Origin of the sequence: Halomonas sp. GD1P12, from assembly GCF_025725645.1 — a bacterium.
In the GTDB taxonomy this organism is placed as follows: domain Bacteria; phylum Pseudomonadota; class Gammaproteobacteria; order Pseudomonadales; family Halomonadaceae; genus Vreelandella.
This window is the reverse complement of the sequence record NZ_CP107007.1, coordinates 69224-93914: the sequence shown is the minus strand read 5'-3', so window position 1 is coordinate 93914 and position 24691 is coordinate 69224. Positions and strand designations below refer to the sequence as shown.

The window sequence follows — 24691 nt, the reverse complement described above, 5'->3', positions numbered from 1 at the left end:
TTTTATCGGCGGCTCGTTAAAAAGCTTTAACGGCGTTAGCGCGCGTCGGCCAAAAATTCCTGCCCGGCCGGTAGCGGCCCCATGGTCTTCATGATGGCAACGAGCTTCTCGGCGTAACGCGGGTCGGTCGCGTAGCCGCCGCTTTGCAGCGCGCGCGCGGCCTGCTCGGCGCTTTGCGCCTCGACCACTCCGGCGTAGCGCGGGTTCTGACCGATCAGGTTGGCGTAGTCGGTGAAGGCGTGCTCGAAGGAGTCATACACGCGGAAGGTATCCACCATGCGCGTGCGCTGTCCGTTGAGATATTCGTGGGTAACGATATCGGTCGTCGCGCCCTGCCAACGGCTGCCCGCCTTGATCCCGAACAGATTGTGGCTGTTGCCACCCTGGTGAGTGGGGATTTCGTGACGCCCCCAGCCGGTTTCCAGCGCCGCCTGGGCCAAAATCAGCTCGGCGGGCACACCGCTTGCCTGACTGGCCACCTGGGCGGGGCCGGCGAGCGTGGCCATAAACCGCTTCACGTGATCCGGCGCGTTGGCGTTGATGAGGGGCGCGGCGGCATTAGCCGATGTCGGCGAGCGCTCAACGCTCGCCTGCTCCGGTGCAGCCCTGCCCTGGCGAATCGCTTCGAGCTCTCTAAGAAAGCGACCGCTCTCCTGGCCACCGGGGCCAGCGGGCTGTAGCGGGTCGTCGAGTACTCGCGGCGTGCCGCGGGGAATGCCGGCAATCAGCGCCTGAATCTCGTCGTCGTTTTTCCCGCCGCCCTTGATTGCACCCTGGCGGGTAAGCTGCTCGACCAGCACGTCGGCAAGCCCTACGCCCTTCTCGGCGATCACCTGCGACCACTGCTGATCCAGCATCTGCTGGTAGGTGTCGCCGGCACTGCTGTTCAACAGTCCACCAGAAGGCGTCGCGTCGCGCATGCTCTTCATCATCATCTGCACGAACAGCGCCTCGAACTGCTGGGCGGCGCCCTGAGCACCGGCTTCCGGGTCGACACGGGCGTTGTGCTGCAAGCGCTGAAAGCCGCTCATGTCGAAGGCGAGCTGGTTGGACATGCTGGTCATGCTCATCAGATCACCTCGAGCTCGGCGCGCAGCGACCCGGACGCCTTGAGCGCTTCGAGAATCGACATCAAATCCTGGGGTGTGGCGCCGAGTGCGTTCAAGGCGTTGACTACCTCGTTGAGCTGAGCGCCTTCGACGATCTGCAGGAAAGCTTCGCGCTGATTGATGTCGATATCCGCATTGGGTACCACCACGGTCTCGCCCTGGCCCAGCGGCGCGGGCTGGCTGACGCCGAACTGACTATCGATGACGATCGACAGGTTGCCGTGGGCGACCGCGGCCTGGCGCAGCGTCACGGCGCTGTTCATGACCACGGAGCCGGTACGCGAGTTGAGCACCACGCGTGCCGGCGCATCCATCGGGGTGAGCTGAACGTTTTCGACGCGTGCCATGAAGTTGACCCGCAGATTCGCGTCCATTGGCCCGTCGAGCGCGATGACGCCGCCGTTGCGCGCGTAGGCCACCGACTGGCCGAACTCGGTATTGATCGCGCTCACCATCCGTTGAGCGGTGCCAAAATCCGGTTGATTGAGCTGAAGTTCGAGCAAGCCGCCGTTGCCGCCCAGGTTGAGCGCGACTTCACGCTCCACCAGTGCGCCGCCCGGAATACGCCCGGCGGCCTGCTGGTTGATCTGCACGCTGCTACCGCCAGCCTGGGCACCGGCGCCACCGACCAGCATGTTGCCCTGGGCGATGGCGTAGGTGTCGCCGTCGGCGCCCTTGAGCGGCGTCATCAAGAGCGTGCCGCCGCGCAGGCTACGGGCGTTGGCAATCGACGAAACGACGATATCGAGGCGCTGGCCCGGGCGGGCAAACGGCGGCAGATCCGCGGTCACCATGACGGCGGCGACGTTGCGCAGCTGTAAATTGGTGCCCGGCGGTACGCTCACGCCGAGCTGCGAGAGCATGTTGGTCAAGCTTTGGCTGGTGAACGGCGCTTGGGTCGTCTGGTCACCGGTGCTGTCGAGGCCGACCACCAGGCCGTAGCCCACGAGCTGGTTGTCGCGCACACCAGCAAAATTGGCCAGCTCACGTACGCTTTCCGCTTGGGCGCTGCCCGCCAGTACGCAAAAAGCGACCAGCACGGCGGCTTTGAGGCGGCGCTTGAGGTTCAATGAAGTCATCATCACTCTCTTCTCGAGCGCCTAGAACGGCGACACGTTGAGGAAGAAGCGCTGCAGCCAGCCCATGTGCTGCGCTTCGTTGATGTAGCCATCGCCCACGTACTCGATGCGCGCATCGGCAACCTGATTGGAAGGGACGGTATTCGCCGCCGTCACCGTTTGTGGATTGACCACGCCGGAGAAACGGATGAACTCGGTCCCCTGATTGATCGCGATCTGCTTTTCGCCACGCACGCGAAGATAGCCGTTGTTGAGCACTTCCAACACCGAGACGGTGATCGTGCCGGTCATGGTGTTGTTGGCTTGGGTGCTGCCGCTGCCGGCAAAGACGTTGTCGCCAGCGACATCGAAGCCGTAATCTTCCAGAAAGTCGATGATCTCGGGAATCTGAGCGATATCAAGCGAGCCGGAGCCGCTGCGGTTGGCACTCGACTGCGAGTTCTGGCTGGCGCTGACCTGCTCGTTGAGCACGATGGTCAAAATATCGCCGATTGCCCGCGGGCGGCGGTCTTCGAACAGCGGATGGTAGCCGCGCCGCGATTGATAGATCGAGCCGTTGGCCACTGCCGGTGGCCGATCGATGATGTTGATCTGCTCCTGCTCGCCGACCACCGACGCGCGCGGAATCTGCGCGCACCCGGCGGCTAGAAGGATCAACAGCGCCACGGCCAGCTGCGCAAAACGGCGAGAAAGCGCGGTTTTTTTATACATCGAACGCCCTGTGTTCAAGACCGGAATTCCGCAATTACAGCTGGCTCAAGCGCGCCAGCATCTCGTCACTGGTGGAGACCGCGCGGCTGTTGATTTCATAGGCGCGCTGGGTCTGGATCATGTTGACCATCTCCTCCACTACATTGACGTTGGAGGTTTCGACAAAGCCCTGGAAAAGACGCCCGGCGCCGTTGTTACCGGGAATATCCTGGTTCGGCGCGCCGGATGCTCCGGTTTCCAAATAAAGGTTGCCGCCGATGCTCTCGAGTCCCGTCGGGTTAATGAAGGAGGCCACGGTGATCTGGCCGATATCCGCATCCTGAGCGACCCCCGGCTGGCGCACACTCACCGTGCCGTCTTCGCCGATACCGATCGACAGCGCGTTGGGTGGCACGAAGATCGCCGGTTCAAGCGGGTAGCCGTTGGCAGTGACCATCTGGCCGTTTTCGTTGAGCTGAAAGCCACCGTCGCGGGTATAGCCGATCGTGCCGTCGGGTAGTAGCACCTGGAAAAAACCGTCGCCGCTGATGGCTAAATCGCGTGAGTTATCAGTGCGCTCCAGCCCGCCCTGAGTATGCAGGCGCTCGGTGGCCACGGCGCGTACGCCGGTACCGACCTGCATGCCCGAGGGCAGCCGATCCTGAATGTTGTTCTGAGCGCCGGGCTGACGCATGTTCTGATAAAGAAGATCTTCGAATACCGGGCGCGAACGCTTGAACCCGTTAGTGCTGACGTTGGCCAGGTTGTTGGAGATCACGTCGAGCTTGGTCTGCTGCGACTCGAGCCCCGTTTTCGCCGTCCACAACGATTTGATCATGATGGGTATCCTTTAATCGGGCGGCTGGGGTCAGCCTTGAAGTGAAAGCATGCTGTTGGCGCGTTGGGCATTCTCGTCGGCATTGCTGAGCACACGCATCTGCATGTCGTAGCGGCGCTGTACGTCGATCATCGAGACCATCGCCTCCACTGCGCTGACGTTGCTGCCTTCGAGCGCCCCGCTTACCAGCCGCGCCGTCTCATCGGCAGCCAAGACACCGGGCGCTCCCTCGTCATTCAAGGGTGCACGGAAAAGGCCGTCATCTCCACGGGTCAGTGTGGCGACGTCCGGCGTTACCAGCTTGATACGGCCCACATCCACCAGTGCATTGGGCCCCTCTCCGGGCGGAATAGCGCTGATGGTGCCGTCGGCGCCCATGGAGAGCTGCGCCCCCTGGGGTAGCGCGATCGGCCCACCGTCGCCCACGACCGGGCGACCCAGGTTCAAGAGCACGCCGTCACTATCGACCTGCAAATCACCACGCCGGGTATAGGCTTCGGTGCCATCGTCGGTCAATACCGCAAGCCAGGCGCCATCTTGCATGGCGACATCCAGGGTACGCCCGGTTTGCTCGACAGGCCCTTGGGAAAAGTCGCTACCCGGCGTCGTGGCCATCGCTGAAACGCGGGTGTCGAGCGCGCCCGCGCCCAATACGGGTACCGAACGCGCGGCCTGAAGCTGCGCGCGAAACCCGGTGGTGGCAACGTTCGAGAGGTTGTTGCTCATCACCGACTGCTGATCCATCGCGTTTTTGGCACCGCTCATGGCGGTATACAGCATTCTATCCACGCGCTACTCCTCTACTCGGCCCCGCACTTACAGGTTGATGATGGTCTGCAGGAGCTCGTCCTGAGTACTGATGGTCTGCGAGTTCGCCTGGTAGGCGCGCTGGGAGACGATCATGTCGACCAGTTCCTGCGCCAGATCGACATTGGAGTTCTCAGTCGCCCCTGGTTGGAGCAAGCCACGCTGACCCGTTCCTGGCGCGCCGATTAGCTCCTGGCCCGAAGATGACGTGGCACTCCAGAGGTTGTCGCCGATGGGTTGCAAGCCCTCCGGGTTACGAAAGCTCACCAGCGATACCTGGCCTGCCGCACGCGACTGCTCGTTGGAGTAGTTACGTTGTACGGTACCGTCCTGCTGGATGCTGATACCCACCAGCGAGCCCGAGGTGTAACCGTTCTGGGCGATATCATTTACCGTGGAAGTATTGGCAAACTGAGTAGTACCCGCGAAATTGAGATCGATATCCAAATTAGCCAGAATGGTGTTGTTGAACTCACCGCCGTTGATGGCAAGCGCTGCTTCGCCGCCGCCCTGAAGCGTACCGTTCTGGTTGAACGTGAGCGTCGTTAGACCCGGCAGACCGTAGGTTTGTGCATCGCCAGGGCCACCGGACAAGCGCCCATCTACGCGCCAAGCGTTATCGCCGGTTTTTGTGAAATAAAGCGTTAAATTGCGCGCGTTACCCTGAGAGTCGAAAATCGTCGGATTGGAAGAGAAGGTATAGCGATCGGCGCCAATGCCCTCTTCAAGCTCTGCTGCCGTTGGAGCGGCGCCCGTGATAGCGGGCTGGCCACTATTCAGGTTCAACGTCATGTTGAGCTGGCTGGTTGCGCTGGCTTCCAGGTCGCCTGGGTCCACGCTCAAAGGCGCCACATTACCGCCAGACAAAACATTGCCAGCAGCATCAGCCGGATAGCCCATGATCTGCGCACCCTGAGCGTTCACCAGTTCACCCGTCGGCGTCATGGTGAGCTGACCGTTTCGCGAGTAACCGATGCTGCCATTGGACTGCTGAAAACGGAAAAAGCCGTCACCGGAAATCGCCAGGTCGAGATTACGCGATGAGGACTCGATACTGCCCTGACTGAAGTTCTGTAATACGCTTGCGGTACGTACCCCAAGGCCAATCCGCGACTGAGCGTAAACGTCAGCGAACCGCACGTCAGTGCTCTTGAATCCGACGGTTTGCGAGTTGGCGATGTTGTTACCAATAGCGCTGAGTTTTTCGCGCTGGGCGTTCAAACCGCTAAGTGCTTGAGAAAAGCTCATGATGCTCTCCTGCTAATATGAATGTTAAGCGAACGATCAAAGAATCTGCTTGACCTGGTCGAGTCCTACCTGGCCGTAGATAGCGCCCAGATCCAGACGAACGTCACTGCCGCCGTTACCGGGTGACACGCCCTGCACCAGCGCGTAATTCAGCGCGCGCGACTCGAGAAGCTCACCATCGGCATCGGTCGCTCTGAAATTCACCTTGTAAGCGCCATCGGGAACCGCCACGCCCTCGTTGGTCAGACCACCCCAACTAAAGGACTCGACGCCGGCTTTCACCGGACCCAGCTCGCGGGTATATACAACCTCGCCAGACTGGCCGGTGACGGTAGCCACTACCTGCTCGGCGGGTTTGTCGAGCTCGATCCCAAAGGGTGTGGCATAGCTGCCGTTTTCCGCATCGGCACTGACCATGACGTTATTGCCGGGCACCAGTACCGCCTTGTCGATCAGCCCCGCCGCCTGCAGCGCGCGCCCGGCGTCCATCTGTTGGGTAATGCCGTTCAACGTATCGTTGAGCTGCTCGATTCCGCTGACGGTATTGATCTGGGCCAGCTGGGAGGTCATCTCCGAGTTATCCATCGGATTCATCGGGTCCTGGTTTTGCAGCTGAGTAATCAACAGCGTCATGAAGCTGTCGCGCATCTCCTGGGACTGACTGGCGGAGAGATTGGGTCTGCTGCCGTTAGCGCCGTTGATGCTATTGATCACGCTTGAATCGATATTCATGTTTAGCCCTCACCGAGCGAGAGTGTTTGAACCATCATCTGTTTGGTCGTGTTGAAGACTTCGACATTGGCCTGATACGAACGCGAGGCGGAGATCATGTTGACCATTTCGTGCACCGGCTCGACGTTAGGCTTGGCAACGTATCCATCTTCGTCGGCAGCCGGATGGTTCGGCATATACTCAAGTGGCAGCGGCGACTCGTCTTCGACGACCTCGGTGACGCGTACACCGCCGACACCATAACGGTTGTTTTGGGCCTGGGTTTCGAACATCACCTGCTTGGCGCGGTAGGTTTCACCGTCGGGGCCGGCGATACTGTCGGCGTTGGCCATGTTGCTGGCGGTCACGTTCATCCGCTGCGCTTGGGCGCTAAGCGCTGAGCTTGCGATATCAAAGGCTGAGAACATCGACATCGGGGGTTATCTCTCCTTGCGCCGGATTATTCCGGCTGCATCGCGTTTTTGAGGCCCTGAATGCGGCGGTTCATGATCGTCAGCCCCGCCTGATAGCGAAGGGCATTGTCGGTGAACTGTGAACGCTCCCGGTCCATATCGACGGTGTTACCATCAAGGCTCGGCTGATCGGGCACCCGGTAAAGAAGGTCCGTACTGGTACTTTGCCAAGCGCGCCCCTGCGCCTCGATATGGCGCTCGGAGGTGCGTGCAAGCGCTACCCCACCGCCTTGCTGGGCGGATGCTCCGGTGCTGACCGCCTTTTTTAGCTCGCTGGCGAAGTCGATATCACGCGCCTTGAAGTTGGGCGTGTCGGCATTGGCGATGTTGGCCGCCAGCACGTCGTGGCGCGCCTGGCGAAGGCTAAGCGCGCGCTGGTGAAAGTTGAAGGCGGACTCCAGGTGATCGAACATGCATCCCCCATTGGCGAGGCAAAGATAATTCGGACATTTCTGAGGGTGAATAATAGGGAAGGCAGCATCAGCCTAAAGCATGGAACAAATGCCGTTTACCCCATCATTTCGCATGATTCGAGAAAAGCATTTGAATTAAGCTTTTGGTTACCGGCTACTGTCTGAAGGCCCAGCCACTCTCCTGCTCGAGCGATGACTCACATGCCCTATTCGCCGTCTCTGGCGCGCCCACGGTGGGCCCGCGCGTTAGCGCTTTGCTTGATCGCCGTTCTTTCCATCGTTTGGGGAGGATTGGCCAGAGCGCAGGACCAGGCGCTGGTCGAAACGGTGCAGAACTTTCTCTATCAGCAGGCGCAAACGCTTGGCCAGGAAGTGGTGATCGATGTGGCCCCACCCTCGCCCCACTTGGCGACCTGCATTGCGCCAGAGCCCTTTCTGCCCAATGCAGGCCAGGCGCCTTTAGGGCGCGTGTCGGTGGGGGTGCGCTGCGGCGAAGCGCGCCGGCAGGTACGCTACATGCAGGCTCAGGTCGACGTCATGGGAAGCTACACGGTGGCCGCTCAGGATATCGCGCGCAATACCATGATCACGCCCGCCATGGTGACTCAGCGCCAGGGCAGCCTGGGCGATCTTGCAGGCAACGCACTGACCGACGAAAATGCTATCATTGGCATGGTAACGCAGCGCCCTATCCGAAGCGGCGACGCCTTTCAGGCGCACGCGTTAAAGGCACCGGAAATGGTGGAACGCGGCGAGCGCGTCACGGTCATAGCGCAGGGCTCGGGGTTTCGTATTTCACGTGAAGGCGAGGCGCTCGAAGGCGGCGCCCTGAATGCTCGGATACGTGTGCGCTTCGATACGCGCGAACTCGTGACCGCCCGCATTACCGGCGATGGCACTGTCACCGTAGATTTTTGAGTCAATGTCTAAAGTCCTCTCCAAGCGCGCCGATACTCTTTATAACGGCATAGAGCGATGGCGTTTAGAGCGCTTCAACGTTGACGATGAGGGCCACACAACGTGAAAATTGATAACCTGAATCCGCTGCTGCGCACCAATCAGACGCAGCAGCGTGACGACACGCAAAAAGTCGGCGGCACACAGTCGTCGCCGGAAGGCAGTACCACTCGCGAGTCCACGCGCTTAAGCCAGATGCACATGGACGACTCCCAGGACATCGATATGGCTCGAGTGGATGAAATTCGCGACGCTATTCGCGAAGGGCGTCTCGAGATTCGCGCCGACCGTATTGCCGATGGCCTGATCGCTCAGCTCAAAGAGTAATCGCTTATGAGTCTTTCCCGTTTGCTTTTCGATCAGCATCAGCGTCTGGACGAGCTTCTGGAGCTACTCGCCAAAGAGCAGCAGCTGCTGACACAAGGGGATATCGACGGTGAAGCGCTTGCCACGCTCGCCGAGTCCAAGCAAACGGTGTTGGGTGCGTTGGAGCGCATGGAAACTCTGCGTCGCACGACTCAGAACCGTTTGGGTTACGACGATGATGCTAACGGCGCCTTCAAGGCCGCGTCGGATGCCGGCTGTCAGGACAGCTGGGAGCGCTTTCTGGACAAAAGCGAGCGCGCCGGGCGCATGAACGCGCTGACGGGCCAGATGCTCACGGTACGCATGAAGCACAACCAGGACATGTTGAACTACATTCAGCAAATTGCCGAGAAAACGCTTTACCAGCCCAATGGGCGCAACCAGGCACAGTCGAGTCGCCTCAACACCTCTGCCTGATACTTTTTCCTACGCTCCTGTTTTCAAGCCCTCCTTCTCTACGCGCCCGTCAATAGACAAATCCTGTACAAGACGCTTCAATGAGAATGCTCACATTCTACAAGGAAGTGTCGAATGCTCGATCATCTACCTGAAAAGTTTACTGCGGTCATCACCGGCGCCAATGGCGGGATCGGTCACGCGCTGATCAAAGCGCTTCTCGATTCGACCCATGTTGGTAGCATCATTGCCGTTAGCCGCCGCGATACCGATATCGACGATGTGCGCGTTACCTCACTCGCTGCCGATATCACGACTCAATCAGGACTCGATGCGCTGGCCGCCGAGATCGAAGGGCGCCCGCTTCATCTTCTCTTCAATACGGTTGGCGTACTGCACGATGATGAGCACGGCGTTCAGCCGGAAAAGCGGCTGGAGCAGTTCGATGCCGAGGCCTTCGCTCACGTCATGCACGTCAACGCCGCGACCCCGCTCCGACTGTTGTCGGTACTCAACGATTCACTCAAGGGCTCACACCCCACCATCGTGGCCAGCCTGTCGGCACGCGTCGGCTCGATCAGCGACAATGGTTTCGGCGGTTGGTACAGCTATCGTGCCAGCAAGGCCGCGCACAATATGCTGATGAAAACCGCCTCCATCGAACTGGGCCGGCTCAACAAGCAGGCCATCGTTCTCTGCCTGCACCCTGGCACGACCGATACGTCGCTTTCCGAGCCATTTCAGGCACGCGTACCCGAGGATAAACTCTTTACGCCCACTTTCGTCGCCGAAAGCCTTTTGAAGGTCATCGATCAGCGCACGCCCCAAGACACCGGCAGCTTTTGGGATTGGGCTGGAAAGCCCATCGAGTGGTAGTAGGGGAAAAATCAATGGCAGGACTGAAATCTGCATGGTATGCCTTACCTCCAGCAGAAGCAGGCGTCAGCCAGCAATGCGGCGCACCCACGCCGCCAGGGTAGTCAACGAGTCCCACTGCTCGCCATCGGCTGGTTTATTTTTCTCGCGCATAAAAAAATCCCCCGCCTCGGGGAGACGGGGGATGTTTCGGGATGGGTGCCTGACGATAACCCGACCGGCGTCCCGGCGACCGGCGCCCCGGCGACCGGCGTCCCGGTACTCTCGCACGGGGGTCCTCATACGCCGCTGCCCTTTTCTCGCGCACACAAAAAACCCGGCCAGGGGCCGGGTTCTCTGCACAATAGGTGCCTGACGATAACCTACTCTCGCATGGGGAGACCCCACACTACCATCGGCGCGTTGCGGTTTCACTTCCGAGTTCGGCAAGGGATCGGGTGGTTCACGCAAGCCATGGTCGTCAGGCGTAACTTTCAATGTATATCGGCTGACGGTTTCGTGATCGTCCCGTTCGACATGAAGCCTTTCGCTTCATGCTCGTGCGTATCCGGTTCTTGCTTCGTTGTCACTGCGGGCCGAACCCCTTGGGTGTTATAGGGTCAAGCCTCACGGGCCATTAGTACACGTTAGCTCAACACCTTGCGGTGCGTCCACACCGTGCCTATCAACCAGCTGGTCTCGCTGGGCCCTTCAGGAGGCTCAAGGCCTCGGGGATGTCTCATCTTGAAGGGGGCTTCCCGCTTAGATGCTTTCAGCGGTTATCCCGTCCGCACATAGCTACCCGGCAATGCCACTGGCGTGACAACCGGAACACCAGAGGTGCGTCCACTCCGGTCCTCTCGTACTAGGAGCAGCCCTTCTCAAACATCCAACGCCCACGGCAGATAGGGACCGAACTGTCTCACGACGTTCTAAACCCAGCTCGCGTACCACTTTAAATGGCGAACAGCCATACCCTTGGGACCGACTTCAGCCCCAGGATGTGATGAGCCGACATCGAGGTGCCAAACACCGCCGTCGATGTGAACTCTTGGGCGGTATCAGCCTGTTATCCCCGGAGTACCTTTTATCCGTTGAGCGATGGCCCTTCCATACAGAACCACCGGATCACTAGAACCTGCTTTCGCACCTGCTCGACGTGTCTGTCTCGCAGTCAAGCACCCTTATGCTCTTGCACTCATTGCACGATGTCCGACCGTGCTGAGGGTACCTTCGTGCTCCTCCGTTACTCTTTGGGAGGAGACCGCCCCAGTCAAACTACCCACCACACACTGTCCTCGACCCGGATGACGGGTCGGAGTGAGAACACCAATGATGCCAGGCCGGTATTTCAAGGGTGGCTCCCTCCGAACTGGCGTCCGGAGTTCCTAGCCTCCCGGCTATCCTACACAGGCAACATCAGTATCCAGTGTGAAGCTATAGTAAAGGTTCACGGGGTCTTTCCGTCTAGCCGCGGGTACACCGCATCTTCACGGCGATTTCAATTTCACTGAGTCTCGGGTGGAGACAGCGTGGCCATCATTACGCCATTCGTGCAGGTCGGAACTTACCCGACAAGGAATTTCGCTACCTTAGGACCGTTATAGTTACGGCCGCCGTTTACCGGGGCTTCGATCAGGAGCTTCGCCCGAGGGCTAACACCATCACTTAACCTTCCGGCACCGGGCAGGCGTCACACCCTATACGTCCGCTTGCGCGTTGGCAGAGTGCTGTGTTTTTACTAAACAGTTGCAGCCACCTGGTATCTTCGGCCGGTTCGGGCTCGGGGAGCAAGTCCCTCTACCCTACGCCGGCGTGCCTTCTCCCGAAGTTACGGCACCATTTTGCCTAGTTCCTTCACCCGAGTTCTCTCAAGCGCCTTGGGATTCTCACCCTGACCACCTGTGTCGGTTTGGGGTACGGTCGCACATGATCTGAAGCTTAGAGGCTTTTCCTGGAAGCGTGGCATCAGTGACTTCCTGACCGTGGTCAGTTCGTCTCGCATCTCGGCCTTGAACGCCCGGATTTGCCTGAGCATTCAGCCTACCTGCTTTCACCGGGACAACCAGCGCCCGGCTCACCTAGCCTTCTCCGTCCCCCCATCGCAATCATGTCCGGTACGGGAATATTGACCCGTTTCCCATCGACTACGCCTTTCGGCCTCGCCTTAGGGGCCGACTCACTCTGCTCTGATTAGCATCGAACAGAAACCCTTGGTCTTCCGGCGGGGGAGTTTTTCACTCCCCTTATCGTTACTCATGTCAGCATTCGCACTCGTGATACCTCCAGCAGACCTCTCGATCCACCTTCGTCGGCGTACACGACGCTCCTCTACCGCTCATCCAGAGGATGAACCCGTAGCTTCGGTACCTGGTTTAGCCCCGTTACATCTTCCGCGCAGGCCGACTCGACCAGTGAGCTATTACGCTTTCTTTAAAGGATGGCTGCTTCTAAGCCAACCTCCTGGCTGTCTGAGCCTTCCCACATCGTTTCCCACTTAACCAGGATTTGGGGACCTTAGCTGACGGTCCGGGTTGTTTCCCTTTTCACGACGGACGTTAGCACCCGCCGTGTGTCTCCCACGCTGCACTCACCGGTATTCGGAGTTTGCCTCGGGTTGGTAAGTCGGGATGACCCCCTAGCCGAAACAGTGCTCTACCCCCGGTGGTGATACGTGAGGCGCTACCTAAATAGCTTTCGAGGAGAACCAGCTATCTCCGGGCTTGATTAGCCTTTCACTCCGATCCACAAGTCATCCAAATCTTTTTCAACAGATCCTGGTTCGGGCCTCCAGTTGATGTTACTCAACCTTCACCCTGCTCATGGATAGATCGCCCGGTTTCGGGTCTATATCCAGCGACTGGTCGCCCAGTTAAGACTCGATTTCTCTACGCCTCCCCTATTCGGTTAAGCTCGCCACTGAATATAAGTCGCTGACCCATTATACAAAAGGTACGCAGTCACAGAACAAGTCTGCTCCCACTGCTTGTACGCACACGGTTTCAGGATCTATTTCACTCCCCTCGCCGGGGTTCTTTTCGCCTTTCCCTCACGGTACTGGTTCACTATCGGTCAGCCAGGAGTATTTAGCCTTGGAGGATGGTCCCCCCGTCTTCAATCAGGGTTTCTCGTGCCCCGACCTACTCGATTTCACTGTGCTCGGATTTCGGCTACGGGACTATCACCCGCTATGGTCAGACTTCCCAGACTGTTCGCCTATCGATTGCACAACTTAAGGGCTGGTCCCCGTTCGCTCGCCGCTACTGGGGGAATCTCGGTTGATTTCTTTTCCTCGGGGTACTTAGATGTTTCAGTTCCCCCGGTTCGCCTCGTATCCCTATGTATTCAGGATACGATACCGACCTTGTGGTCGGTGGGTTTCCCCATTCAGAGATGTTCGGGTCGCAGGTCGTTTGCCACCTCACCGAACCTTATCGCAGGCTTCCACGTCTTTCATCGCCTCTGGCTGCCTAGGCATCCACCGTGTGCGCTTCATTGCTTGACCCTATAACCCGAAGGAGTCCGGGCCCGCAATGACAACGATTGCCGGATACGCTTGAGACGTATCACAAAACAATTGCGTATCGAGATCACGTCACGATTACAGGAGCCGAAGCTCATGTCACCGTATCGTCATTCGATACTGTCAGCATGATATACATTGTTAAAGAGCGACTGCCATAAGCAGTGACAAGACAACGCGTGGCGTCTGGCTTGTCACTGCTCATCAACAGCATCTGATCAGGCAATTCATTGTGGACGTTTACCGCGAGGATGACGCATCGTTTAAGGAGGTGATCCAGCCGCAGGTTCCCCTACGGCTACCTTGTTACGACTTCACCCCAGTCATGAACCACACCGTGGTGATCGCTTTCCCGAGGGTTAAGCTAACCACTTCTGGTGCAGTCCACTCCCATGGTGTGACGGGCGGTGTGTACAAGGCCCGGGAACGTATTCACCGTGGCATTCTGATCCACGATTACTAGCGATTCCGACTTCACGGAGTCGAGTTGCAGACTCCGATCCGGACTGAGACCGGCTTTTCGGGATTCGCTTGCTCTCGCGAGTTCGCTGCCCTTTGTACCGGCCATTGTAGCACGTGTGTAGCCCTGCTCGTAAGGGCCATGATGACTTGACGTCGTCCCCACCTTCCTCCGGTTTGTCACCGGCAGTCTCCCTAGAGTTCCCGCCATTACGCGCTGGCAAATAGGGACAAGGGTTGCGCTCGTTACGGGACTTAACCCAACATTTCACAACACGAGCTGACGACAGCCATGCAGCACCTGTCTCTGCGTTCCCGAAGGCACCCCGGAATCTCTTCCGGGTTCGCAGGATGTCAAGAGCAGGTAAGGTTCTTCGCGTTGCATCGAATTAAACCACATGCTCCACCGCTTGTGCGGGCCCCCGTCAATTCATTTGAGTTTTAACCTTGCGGCCGTACTCCCCAGGCGGTCGACTTATCGCGTTAACTTCGCCACAAGGTGCACAAGGCACCCAACGGCTGGTCGACATCGTTTACGGCGTGGACTACCAGGGTATCTAATCCTGTTTGCTACCCACGCTTTCGCACCTCAGTGTCAGTGTCAGTCCAGAAGGCCGCCTTCGCCACTGGTATTCCTCCCGATCTCTACGCATTTCACCGCTACACCGGGAATTCCACCTTCCTCTCCTGCACTCTAGCCTGACAGTTCCGGATGCCGTTCCCAGGTTGAGCCCGGGGCTTTCACAACCGGCTTGTCAAGCCACCTACGCGCGCTTTACGCCCAGTAATTCCGATTAACGCTTGCACCCTCCGTATTACCGCGGCTGCTGGCACGGAGTTAGCCGGTGCTTCTTCTGTGGGTGATGTCCTTCCTGACGGGTATTAACCGGCAGGCCTTCTTCCCCACTGAAAGTGCTTTACAACCCGAGGGCCTTCTTCACACACGCGGCATGGCTGGATCAGGCTTGCGCCCATTGTCCAATATTCCCCACTGCTGCCTCCCGTAGGAGTTCGGGCCGTGTCTCAGTCCCGATGTGGCTGATCATCCTCTCAGACCAGCTACGGATCGTCGCCCTGGTGAGCCGTTACCTCACCAGCTAGCTAATCCGACATGGGCTCGTCCGATAGCGGGAGCCGAAGCCCCCTTTCTCCCGTAGGACGTATGCGGTATTAGCCTGGGTTTCCCCAGGTTATCCCCCACTATCGGGTGGATTCCCATGCATTACTCACCCGTCCGCCGCTCGCCACCAGGAAGCAAGCTTCCCGTGCTGCCGCTCGACTTGCATGTGTTAAGCCTGCCGCCAGCGTTCAATCTGAGCCATGATCAAACTCTTCAGTTTAAAATCAGTGTGATTCTTGCCTGCCCCACATACGAAGACATGACGCAGAGGCGAATCAATCCTGGCTCAAGGTTCAAACGAATTTACCGTGATACCTCGAAAGGTATCGCTGTGTTCGTCTGCCTTGATATAAGGTGACTTGTCACCCTCATCGGCAAACGCCCACATGAATTGCCTGATCAAATTGTTAAAGAGCTGTTCGACGAACCGTTCGATGACCTGAACCGCTTGCCCGTCGAGGAAGGCGTATTCTACGCATTCCGGTGAATTTGTCAACCGCTGATTTCAGCGAGTGAAGCGAGCCATTCAAACCTGCCGAACAGTGCTCTAACTTCCTGACAAACCGAAGGTTTTCACCTTTATCCACCGCTGGAAACGCTTGGCGTCCCCGGCAGCGGATGCGTACTTTACGGATTTGCCGGGGCGAGTGCAAGCGGTTTTTCGACTGCAGGTGAAAACGACGTCAACTTCCCCCTTCTACACCCTCAAACGGTATCCACCTTTATGGTATTGAGCGCTCTGGTTAAACCCCATAACCTTGGCGCTCTCCCGTTAAAGGCGAGGCTCATGACTCACTCACCGCTTTTTTCTTCGAGCCGCAGGCGCCTCGTTTGGATTCTGGCGCTTCTGCTGGGGCTGGTGGTCGGTATGTGGCAGGCCGCCGAGTTTGCCCGGGTGCGCGCGCTCGGCGAGCTGGAAGAAGACGCCGAAAACGAGCTGCGCCTGTCGGCAGCCAACCTCCAAGGCTATCTGCTGCGCTTTGACTATTTGCCTCCAATGCTGGCCACCCGTGAAGCCGTGCGCCGCTTTCTCGCCTCGCCGCAAAGCCAGAACCCCATGCCGCTCAACATGCTGCTGGATCGGTTTCGCTTTACCGCGGGGGTATCCGACGTCTATCTGCTGGATAGAGAAGGCACCACCCTGGCCGCCAGCAACTGGCACCGCCCCAACACCTTCATCGGCCACAACTATTCGTTTCGTAGCTACTACACCCAAGCCATGAATGGCCAGCCCGGACGCTTTTTCGGGCTGGGCACCCAGTCGCTCGAGCGCGGCTACTTCTTTTCAGCGCCGGTTTGGCTGGACGATACCGCCCCGGACGCCACCCCGGATGGAGTGATCGTGATCAAGGTACTGCTCGACGAGGTCGAGCAGAGCTGGGCGGAGCAGGATGCCGAGCTTTTCGTCACCGATGGCGACGACATCATCTTCATGGCCAGCCGCCCGGAGCTTCGCATGAGCGCGCTCTATCCGCTCGATGTTGCCGAGCGAGGCATGCTAAGACGCACCCGACGCTACGCCATGGAGCCATTGAACTACTCTGGCATTCGCGTGGACGCTGACGATAACGCCAACGGCCGGCAAGTCAGCTTCGAGCAAGGCCCGCTGACGGGCGAGCACTACCTGAGCCTGACCCACACCATCGCCGAATTCGGCTGGCAGATGCATATCCTCAAACCGCTGACCCCGGTTGCACGCGCGCAGTGGATCGCCGCGCTGATGGCGGGCGGGCTGTATGGATTACTGGTGCTTGGCGGCGGCGTGGGCTGGCAGCGCTGGCGGCTGCGCCGGGAGCGCGAGGCGTTCGCCGAGCGTGAGCGACAGACGCTTGCCCGGGTGCGCGACGAGCTCGAGGTCAGCGTGGCGCGGCGTACCCGCGACCTGGTGGCTAGTAACCAGCGCCTCTCCAGCGAGATCGACGAGCGTCTGCGCGCCGAAGCGAGCCTGCGCCAGACTCAGGACGAGCTGGTGCAGGCCGCGAAGCTGGCCGTTCTGGGCCAGCTGGCGGCCGGCATCAACCACGAACTCAACCAGCCGCTGGCGGCGATTCGTGCCTACGCCGAAAACGCCCGGCGCTTCATCGAGCTGGCCCGCACCGAGCAGGCCGATGCCAACCTTGGTCAGATCGTCGAGCTGACCGAGCGCATGGCGGAGATCAGCGCTCAGTTGCGCCAGTTCTCGCGCAAGAGCAGCGAGCGCCATGAAAGCATCGCCGTTCAAACCTGCGCCGAGTACGCGCTTCGCCTGTTTCAAAACCGCCTGCGCGAAAGCCACACCGAGGTGATCCAGACGATGCCCGCCGAACCGCTCTGGGTCGTTGGAGACCTGGTACGTCTGGAGCAGGTGCTGGTCAACCTGATCGGCAACGCCCTGCAGGCCACCAGCGGCCAGCCAGCGCCCAGGCTGATACTCAGCGCCGGGAGTGAAGGCGACGTCGTGCAGATTCGCGTCGAGGATAACGGCCCCGGTATCGACGAAGAGCACCTAACGCACATCTTCGAGCCCTTTTTCACCACCCGGGCGCCGGGCAGTGGCTTGGGACTCGGCCTTTCGATCTCTTCGCGTATCATGAAGGATTTAGGCGGCAGCCTCGTGGCCAGCAATACCGACCGCGGCGCGTGTTTTACGCTTACCCTCGCCGCCGGTGAGCCGCCCGTCGAACCGCCCGCTCAACCGTTGGAGAGCCGCCATGCATGAGCCCGAGACGCTGCCCGTGATCGTCATCGACGACGAGGCGCATCTGCGCATCACGGCCAGCCAAACGCTGGAACTCGCCGGCTACACGCCGCACTGTTTCGCCTCTGCCGAGCAGGCGCTGGCTGAGCTTCCGCCGCACTTTCCCGGCGTCATCGTCAGCGACATGCGCATGCCGGGCATGGACGGCATGGCGCTTCTACACGCGTTAAAAAAGCGCGACCCGACGCTGCCGATCATTCTCATTACCGGTCACGGCGACATCTCTACCGCCGTGGAAGCCATGCGCGCCGGCGCCTGGGATTTTCTGGAGAAACCCTTCGCCGGCGAGCAGCTCGTCGACGTGGTGCGCCGCGGCATCGAAAAGCGCCAGCTGAGTCTGGAGAACACCCACCTCAAGGCGGAGCTCGAGGCGCAGCAGGCCGCGCTCGGCCCGCGCCTGGTCGGCCGCACCCCGGTGATCTCGCACCTGGCGGCGATGATTCAGCGCATCAGTCAGGTCGAAGCCGATGTGCTGCTGCTGGGCGAAACCGGGACGGGCAAGGATCTGGTCGCCCGCGCGATCCACGAGCGCAGCGCCCGGCGCGCCCATCCGTTCATGGCGATCAACTGCGGGGCGGTGCCGGAGCACACCATCGAATCCGAGCTTTTCGGCCACGAGAAAGGCGCCTTCACCGGCGCGGTGGAGCGACGAATCGGCAAGTTCGAGCACGCCAACGGCGGCACGGTGTTTTTGGATGAGATCGAATCCATGCCGCCGGCGCTGCAGGTGAAGCTCTTGCGCGTGCTCCAGGAGCGCAGCGTCGAGCGCTTGGGCGCCAACGAGACGGTGGCGCTGGACATCCGCGTCATCGCCGCCACCAAGGTGGATCTCAAGGTCGCCGCCGACGAAGGCCGCTTTCGCGAGGATCTCTACTACCGGCTCAACGTGGTGACGCTGCCGCTGCCCGCTCTGCGCGAGCGCCGTGAGGACATCCCGCTTCTATTCCAGCACTTCGCCGTGGTCGCCGCCAACAGAAGCGGCCTGGAAGCGCCGACGCTGGATAACCACGCCGTGGCCACGCTGTTGGCCCACGACTGGCCGGGCAACGTGCGCGAGCTTAGAAACCTCGCCGAGCGCTACGTGCTGCTCGGCGCGGCCTTCGACTACCGCCTCGATGTGCTACTCGCCGGTGAAACCGCAAGCGTCGAAGAGCCCACGCTACCTCGCCAGGTCGAGCTGTTCGAAAAGAGCCTGATCAGCCAGTCTTTGGCCCGCCACCAGGGCCGCGTCATCGACGTGTGCACGCACCTGGGCCTGCCGCGCAAGACCTTTTACGACAAGCTGAAAAAGCACGGCCTGAGCGCCGAGGATTACCGCCACAAAAGCGACCCCTGATGCAAAAGCTCGCCCAGCACCCCCCAGGGCGGCACCCAGGGCATCAGAGTCAACAGCGCGATCAGCATCAACAGATTGGAGACCGGCCGGCGGCTATCGCCGAGTTTTAGCGCCGTGCCGAAGGAGCGCTTGAGCCGCGCCCCTTCCAAATCGACGCTAAACAGCTCGTCGAGCCCCAAATGGATGAGAAACCCCAGCAGCACCGAGGCGCCGTGGGACCAGGCGATCCAGGGCGGCTGCATCAGCGCATTAAAGCTGAGCGCGGCGGTGGCGCCGGCGCAGAGCGCCGCGGCCATTAAGGAGTGCCAGATACCGCGGTGCACGGTGAGTTTGGAAAACAGAATACTCGCCAGATAGCGCACGCCAAAATAGATGCCGCCGCAGGCAACGAGCAGCATGCCCGGCGCCAGCCACGGCTGCAAAAGCAGTACGCCGAGCACCAGCGAGGGCACCGAAAGCAGGTTGAAAATCAAACGGATGGACTTGGAGCGGTCGGCGTCGATATCCGGCAAAATGCCGCCAAAGGCGACCAGCGCAATCATCAAAAGCGCCTGGGAAGGCGACCACCACTGCGCGTGGTAGCCCCCGTACGCGAAAAGCGTGCCGCCCGCCGCCGCCACCGTAATGTGCGTGCGAAAATTCGCCATACCGCGGCACCCTATAAAACTGTATAAATTAACAGATTATAGACCCGCGCGACACGCTGAGAATAGAAAAAAGAGTGTCAGGGCAACCGTTTAGGCAGATTCGTTATCCGGTTCGGCCAAAAACTGATCCTTCAGCTTCACGTAATTGCCTGCCGTATAGGTAAAAAACGCCCGCTCCTTCTCCTTGAGCGGGCGCAGCGCCTTCGCCGGGTTGCCGCCGTAGACATGACCGCTTTCGAGCGTTTTGCCCGGGGTCACCACGGCGCCGGCGGCGATGATCACTTCGTCTTCGACCACCACGCCGTCCATGACGATCGCGCCCATCCCCACCAGAATGCGGCTGCCGAGGGTGGCGCCGTGCAAAAGCGCCTTGTGGCCGATGGTCACGTCATCGCCCACGGTGAGCGCAAAGCCGTCCGGATTGAAGTCGCTGGCATGGGTGATATGCAGCACGCTGCCATCCTGGATACTGACCCGCGCGCCGATACGGATACGGTGCATATCGCCGCGAATCACCGTCATCGGCCAGACCGAGCAGTCATCACCCAGCACGACATCGCCGATCACGACGCTCGCCGGGTCGATGAAGACCCGCTCACCCAACCGCGGGCTCTGCCCCTTGAACGCTCTCAACGCCTTGCTCATGTGTGCTCCTTCAAGCTGGTCGGTCAGCCCAGCGCCAGCACGCCACCGACCAGCACCACCAACGTTAACGGAATCGATATATAGCGAAGCGTAGCACGCCAGAGCCGGTAGCCACGACTACCCGCCCCCAGCGACTCGACCGCCAGGGATTCCGGCAACACCCAGGCCGCGAAGATGGCGATCAAGAGCCCGCCCAGCGGCAAAAAGACATCCGGCGGAATCGAGCTTAAAAGCTCGAACACGTTGCGCCCCCAAAGCGGGCGGAACTCGCCAAGCGTGGAGAAGGAGAGCGCGGCCAGCACGCCGAGTAGCCAGACGCTCACAGCCACCGCCGCGGTACTGATACTCCGCCGCCAGCCCATGCCGGTGAGCGTGGCGACCATCGGTTCGGCCAGATTGATCGCCGATGTCCAGGTCGCCAGCAGCAACAGCAGGAAAAAGCCACTGAGCCAGAGGCTGCCAAAAGGCAGCTCGGCGAAGGCGATGGGCAGGGTGACGAACATCAGCCCCGGCCCCTGGGCCGGGTCGAGCCCCTGGGCGAACACGACGGAGAAAATCGCGATACCGGCCAATAGCGCCACGCAGATATCGAGCAGCGCCACCGCGAAGGCCGCCCGGGTCAGACTCTGCTCTTCGGGCATGTAAGCGCCATAGGCCATCAGCGCGCAGGCGCCCACCGCCAGGGTGAAGAAGGCGTGGCCCATGGCGTGAAACACCACCGTCGGCGTGATTGCTTCAAAAGAGGGCAAAAAGAGCCAGCCAAGCGCCGGGCCGAAACCGTCGGTGCTCGCCCCGTAGCCCGCCAGCACCAGCAGCAGGAGATACAAAAGCGGCATCAGAAAGTTGTTCAGCCGCTCCAAACCCTTGGCCACGCCGGCGGCGACCACGGTCATGGTGATGAACAGAAACAGCGAGTGGTTGAAAACCAGAAGCCAGGGGTTGGCCAGAAAGGCCTCGAAGCCGGCGCCAATCGCCTGCGGCGACTGGCCCTCGAAGGTGCCGTTGATCGAGGCCACCAGAAATTCGATCGACCAGCCGGACACCACCGAGTAAAACGACAGAATGCAGAAGACGGTCAGCGCGCCAAAAAGCCCCAGATAACGCCAGCGCGGACTCGCCTGGCTTGCCCTGGCGAGCGTGGCCAGCGAGCGCATCGGGCTTTGGCGCCCGCCGCGGCCGATCAGAATTTCCGCCATCATCACCGGAATGCCCAGCAGCAGCACGAAGGCGATATACAGCAATAAAAACGCCGCGCCGCCGTTTTCCCCGGCGATATAGGGAAAGCGCCAGATATTGCCAAGTCCCACCGCCGCCCCGGTCATTGCGAGGATAAAGGCGCGTTTGGACCCCCAGCGCTCTAGCGTGTCGTTCATCACCTGCTCCTGGCGGACTCGAAAAATGGGTATCGAAGATCGTAGTGAAAGTCGGCAAGCCTAGCAGGCGCCTACGTAAAGGCCAATGGTCAGTCAAACCCGCCATGAAGCGCCTCGAGCGCTTTGTGAGCGCCCGCGCAGCCGCCGCTTAATAGCGCCGCCGCCATTGAAAGCGCGGGGCATCGCCCGCACTGTGTCATGATCGCTTTCTGATCGCGCCCTTTCATTTTCAACGAGGTGTCCATGTCCCAAAATCCCCTGCTTGAGACACAAACGCTCCCCCCTTTCGCCGATATTCGCGCCGAGCACGTACTCCCGGCGATCGACACGCTTTTGGACGAAAGCCGTGCGGCCATCGAGTCCCTCGTCGACCAGGCACGTCACACGCCGCCGACCTGGGCGAACTTCGCAGCCCCCTTGGAGGAGGTCAACGACCGCCTTTCCCGCGCGTGGTCGCCGGTCAGCCAGCTCAACAGCACCATGAACTCGCCGGAACTTCGAGAGGCCTATGAGGCGTGCATCGAAAAGCTCTCCGCCTTTGGTACGTGGGTAGGCCAGCACGAAGGCCTCTTTCACGCCTGGCAAGCGCTCAAGCAGGAGCCCACCTGGTCGAACCTCGATGCCGGCCAACAGCGCGCCGTGGACAACGCCCTGCGCGATTTCCGCCTGGCAGGCGTTGATCTGCCCGCGGATAAAAAGGCGCGCTACGGCGAGATCCAGGCGCGGCTCTCACAGCTTTCCAACCAGTACTCCAACCACGTGCTGGACGCTACTCAGGCCTGGCACAAGGATATCGAAAGCGTTGATGAACTGGCCGGCGTGCCGGAAAGCGCCCGCGAGACGCTGAAAGCCATCGCTGAGGCGAAGGGCGTCGAGGGCTACCGCATCACCCTCGATTTCCCGAGCTTTTTCCCGGTGGTCAGCTATGCCGACCGCCGCGAGCTTCGCGAAGAGGTGTACACCGCCTTCGTCACCCGCGCCTCAAACCAGGGCCCGAACGCGGGACGCTTCGACAACGCCGCGCTGATCGAGGAAATTCTCGCGCTGCGCCAGGAGCTGGCCCAGCTGCTCGGCTTCGATACCTACGCCGATCTGTCGCTGGCGACCAAAATGGCGGACTCGCCGGCCCAGGTAGAAGAATTTCTCAACGACCTGGCCCGCCGTGCCAAACCCCAGGCCGAGGAGGAGTTCGAGGAGCTTGGCCGCTTTGCCCGCGAGGAGCTCGGCATCGACACCTTGAAGCCCTGGGATGTCGGCTACGCCAGTGAAAAGCTTCGCGAGGCGCGCTATGCGATCAACCAGGAGCAGCTTCGCCCCTACTTCCCCGCCCCGCGCGTGGTCGACGGGCTCTTCCAGGTGCTCGAGCGTCTTTACGGCCTGCAGGTCGAGGAGGACACGCAGGCGCCGCGCTATCACCCGGACGTGCGCTTTTTCAACATTCTGGAAAACGGCACGCCGATCGCCGGCTTCTATCTCGACCTCTACGCCCGCGAAGGCAAGCGCGGCGGTGCCTGGATGGCCGACTGCCGCGTTCGTCGCGAAGGCGCCGACGGCCTGCAGCTGCCGGTGGCGTTTTTGACCTGCAACTTCACCGCCCCGGTCGGCGACAAGCCCGCCCTTTTGACCCACGACGAAGTCACCACGCTGTTTCACGAGTTTGGCCACGGCCTGCACCACATGCTCACCCGCCAGTCGATCGCCGATATCTCCGGCATCAACGGCGTGGCCTGGGACGCGGTGGAGCTGCCCAGCCAGTTCATGGAGAACTACTGCTGGGAGCGCGAGGGCATCGACCTGCTTTCCGGCCACGTCGAGAGCGGCGAGCCGCTGCCCGAGACGCTGTTCGAGCGCCTGTTGGCGGCGAAAAACTTCCAGTCCGCCATGGGCATGATGCGCCAGCTCGAGTTCTCGCTTTTTGACCTGCGCCTGCATCACGAACTCAAAGCGCCGAGTGCCGATGACGTGCAGACGCTTCTGGACGAGGTACGCCGCCAAACCTCGGTCGTACCCACGGTCGACTTTAACCGCTTCCAGAACAGCTTTAGCCACATTTTCGCCGGCGGCTACGCGGCGGGCTACTACAGCTACAAGTGGGCAGAAGTGCTCTCGGCGGACGCCTGGAGTGCGTTCGAGGAAGCGGGCATTTTCGATCCGGCCACCGGCACCCGCTTTCGCCAGCAGATTCTCGAACAAGGTGGCGCGGTGGATGCCGCCGAACTGTTCGAGGCGTTTCGCGGACGCGAGCCAAGCGTCGAGCCGCTTTTGCGCCATAGCGGTATCCGCGCCGCCTGACGCGCCCTTTCAACGACCTCTTTTCAACGACCTCTTTTCAACGACTAATGAGCGCGGCAAGCCGCCGCGCTCGGGAGAGACCATGTCGAGTGTGAAACGCTTTATCGCTGGCGTCACCTGCCCGCGCTGCGCGGCCATGGACCGCATCCGCGCCTGGGAGCAGAACGGCATTCGCTATCGCGAGTGCGTGAGCTGCGATTTTTTCGAGCAGCTCCCCATTGAAGACGAAAACTCCTCGGAGCTGACCACCCGGGTCAACCAGGTACGCGAGGAGCAAAAGAGCCAGGACGTCCAGCCGGTGCGGATTCTCGACCCCAAAAGAAAATCCTGACCCGAGCTTTTGTCTGACGCCAGCCTGCCTGACTGGCGCTTACGCCATCCAGTAACGCCTTGACGACCGCGCCTCGCATCCGAGTGGCCTCGCATTCGAGTGGCCTCGCACCCGAGTGTGCGGCTTTTCGCACGTCTGAACCCGGCGTCTGTGCGAATATCCAGCCACATCCCGCTTCTTCGGTTTCGACCAAAGTTGCAGGAAAACGTCGTAACTAACTGAAAACAAATAAAGGGACATTACCTGGCACGAGGATCGCTCTAAACAGGCTGTTTAACCGGGCCAT

The 24691-nt window shown here is 60.4% G+C and carries 20 protein-coding genes and 3 rRNA genes; 8 read left to right on the top strand and 15 right to left on the bottom strand.

Going from position 1 to position 24691, the window contains the following annotated elements; genetic code table 11:
• Positions 1-35: 35 nt before the first annotated feature.
• From flgJ to flgB, 9 genes are read right to left on the bottom strand one after another with little or no spacing between them, the layout of a single operon-like run.
• Positions 36-1070, bottom strand: a complete 1035-nt coding sequence (gene flgJ / locus OCT39_RS00415; protein WP_263585764.1) for a flagellar assembly peptidoglycan hydrolase FlgJ — start codon at positions 1068-1070, stop codon at positions 36-38.
• A complete protein-coding gene (locus OCT39_RS00410) occupies positions 1070-2188 on the bottom strand; it encodes a flagellar basal body P-ring protein FlgI (RefSeq protein WP_263585763.1) in 1119 nt (372 codons plus the stop codon). Before OCT39_RS00410 ends, flgJ begins: the two co-directional genes overlap by 1 nt.
• A gap of 21 nt (positions 2189-2209) precedes the next feature.
• Positions 2210-2899, bottom strand: a complete 690-nt coding sequence (locus tag OCT39_RS00405) for a flagellar basal body L-ring protein FlgH (RefSeq protein WP_263585762.1) — start codon at positions 2897-2899, stop codon at positions 2210-2212.
• A 34-nt stretch (positions 2900-2933) separates the two neighbouring features.
• Entirely contained in the window at positions 2934-3716 is a 783-nt protein-coding gene (flgG, locus tag OCT39_RS00400; protein ID WP_263585761.1) for a flagellar basal-body rod protein FlgG, read from the bottom strand.
• A 30-nt stretch (positions 3717-3746) separates the two neighbouring features.
• Positions 3747-4505, bottom strand: a complete 759-nt coding sequence (locus OCT39_RS00395; protein WP_263585760.1) for a flagellar basal body rod protein FlgF — start codon at positions 4503-4505, stop codon at positions 3747-3749.
• A 27-nt stretch (positions 4506-4532) separates the two neighbouring features.
• Positions 4533-5771, bottom strand: coding sequence for a flagellar hook protein FlgE (gene flgE / locus OCT39_RS00390; RefSeq protein WP_263585759.1), 1239 nt, complete (start codon positions 5769-5771; stop codon positions 4533-4535).
• 36 nt (positions 5772-5807) lie between these two features.
• On the bottom strand, positions 5808-6503 hold the full coding sequence (locus OCT39_RS00385; RefSeq protein ID WP_263585758.1) for a flagellar hook assembly protein FlgD: 696 nt from the start codon (positions 6501-6503) through the stop codon (positions 5808-5810).
• A gap of 2 nt (positions 6504-6505) precedes the next feature.
• Positions 6506-6916, bottom strand: a complete 411-nt coding sequence (flgC, locus tag OCT39_RS00380) for a flagellar basal body rod protein FlgC (protein WP_263585757.1) — start codon at positions 6914-6916, stop codon at positions 6506-6508.
• Between the two features lie 26 nt (positions 6917-6942).
• Positions 6943-7368: a flagellar basal body rod protein FlgB gene (flgB, locus tag OCT39_RS00375; protein WP_263585756.1), complete on the bottom strand. Its 426-nt coding sequence runs from the start codon at positions 7366-7368 to the stop codon at positions 6943-6945.
• A 201-nt stretch (positions 7369-7569) separates the two neighbouring features.
• Here flgB and flgA point away from each other — a divergent pair, with 201 nt between their 5' ends.
• From flgA to OCT39_RS00355, 4 genes are all read left to right on the top strand, one after another.
• On the top strand, positions 7570-8286 hold the full coding sequence (gene flgA / locus OCT39_RS00370) for a flagellar basal body P-ring formation chaperone FlgA (RefSeq protein ID WP_263585755.1): 717 nt from the start codon (positions 7570-7572) through the stop codon (positions 8284-8286).
• Positions 8287-8388: 102 nt separating this feature from the next.
• Positions 8389-8652 carry a flagellar biosynthesis anti-sigma factor FlgM gene (gene flgM, locus OCT39_RS00365; protein ID WP_252105771.1) on the top strand — a complete coding sequence of 88 codons (264 nt, stop codon included), beginning with the start codon at positions 8389-8391 and terminating at the stop codon, positions 8650-8652.
• A gap of 6 nt (positions 8653-8658) precedes the next feature.
• Positions 8659-9108 (top strand): flagella synthesis protein FlgN, encoded by a 450-nt coding sequence (locus tag OCT39_RS00360; protein WP_263585754.1) that lies wholly within the window; start codon positions 8659-8661, stop codon positions 9106-9108.
• A gap of 114 nt (positions 9109-9222) precedes the next feature.
• Complete coding sequence (locus tag OCT39_RS00355; RefSeq protein WP_263585753.1) at positions 9223-9963, top strand: SDR family NAD(P)-dependent oxidoreductase; 741 nt, start codon at positions 9223-9225, stop codon at positions 9961-9963.
• A gap of 349 nt (positions 9964-10312) precedes the next feature.
• Here OCT39_RS00355 and rrf read toward each other — a convergent pair.
• From rrf to OCT39_RS00340, 3 genes are all read right to left on the bottom strand, one after another.
• Positions 10313-10428: ribosomal RNA gene (gene rrf / locus OCT39_RS00350) — 5S ribosomal RNA — on the bottom strand.
• A 130-nt stretch (positions 10429-10558) separates the two neighbouring features.
• Positions 10559-13447: ribosomal RNA gene (locus OCT39_RS00345) — 23S ribosomal RNA — on the bottom strand.
• Between the two features lie 282 nt (positions 13448-13729).
• A 16S ribosomal RNA gene (locus tag OCT39_RS00340) occupies positions 13730-15264 on the bottom strand.
• Together the 16S, 23S and 5S rRNA genes form the textbook arrangement of a ribosomal RNA operon.
• Positions 15265-15831: 567 nt before the next feature.
• Between OCT39_RS00340 and OCT39_RS00335 the strand changes: the two genes are divergently transcribed.
• Together OCT39_RS00335 and OCT39_RS00330 are read left to right on the top strand one after the other, a co-directional pair.
• A complete protein-coding gene (locus OCT39_RS00335; RefSeq protein ID WP_263585752.1) occupies positions 15832-17742 on the top strand; it encodes a sensor histidine kinase in 1911 nt (636 codons plus the stop codon).
• A complete protein-coding gene (locus tag OCT39_RS00330; protein ID WP_263585751.1) occupies positions 17735-19117 on the top strand; it encodes a sigma-54-dependent transcriptional regulator in 1383 nt (460 codons plus the stop codon). The genes OCT39_RS00335 and OCT39_RS00330 overlap by 8 nt, the downstream gene beginning before the upstream one ends.
• Here the strand turns inward: OCT39_RS00330 and OCT39_RS00325 are convergent.
• The 3 genes from OCT39_RS00325 to OCT39_RS00315 all read right to left on the bottom strand — a co-directional run bounded on the left by OCT39_RS00325 (position 19093) and on the right by OCT39_RS00315 (position 21782).
• A complete protein-coding gene (locus OCT39_RS00325) occupies positions 19093-19764 on the bottom strand; it encodes a metal-dependent hydrolase (protein ID WP_263585750.1) in 672 nt (223 codons plus the stop codon). The genes OCT39_RS00330 and OCT39_RS00325 overlap by 25 nt on opposite strands.
• 90 nt (positions 19765-19854) lie before the next feature.
• Positions 19855-20409: a gamma carbonic anhydrase family protein gene (locus tag OCT39_RS00320; RefSeq protein WP_263585749.1), complete on the bottom strand. Its 555-nt coding sequence runs from the start codon at positions 20407-20409 to the stop codon at positions 19855-19857.
• A 23-nt stretch (positions 20410-20432) separates the two neighbouring features.
• Positions 20433-21782, bottom strand: coding sequence for a sodium-dependent transporter (locus OCT39_RS00315; protein ID WP_263585748.1), 1350 nt, complete (start codon positions 21780-21782; stop codon positions 20433-20435).
• 243 nt (positions 21783-22025) lie between these two features.
• On the opposite strand from OCT39_RS00315, the gene prlC reads away from it, so the two are divergent.
• Together prlC and OCT39_RS00305 are read left to right on the top strand one after the other, a co-directional pair.
• The gene (gene prlC / locus OCT39_RS00310; protein WP_263585747.1) at positions 22026-24074 is read left to right on the top strand and encodes an oligopeptidase A; all 2049 of its coding nucleotides are present in this window, start codon (positions 22026-22028) and stop codon (positions 24072-24074) included.
• An 82-nt stretch (positions 24075-24156) separates the two neighbouring features.
• Positions 24157-24405 (top strand): YheV family putative zinc ribbon protein, encoded by a 249-nt coding sequence (locus OCT39_RS00305; RefSeq protein WP_263585746.1) that lies wholly within the window; start codon positions 24157-24159, stop codon positions 24403-24405.
• Positions 24406-24691: the final 286 nt, after the last annotated feature.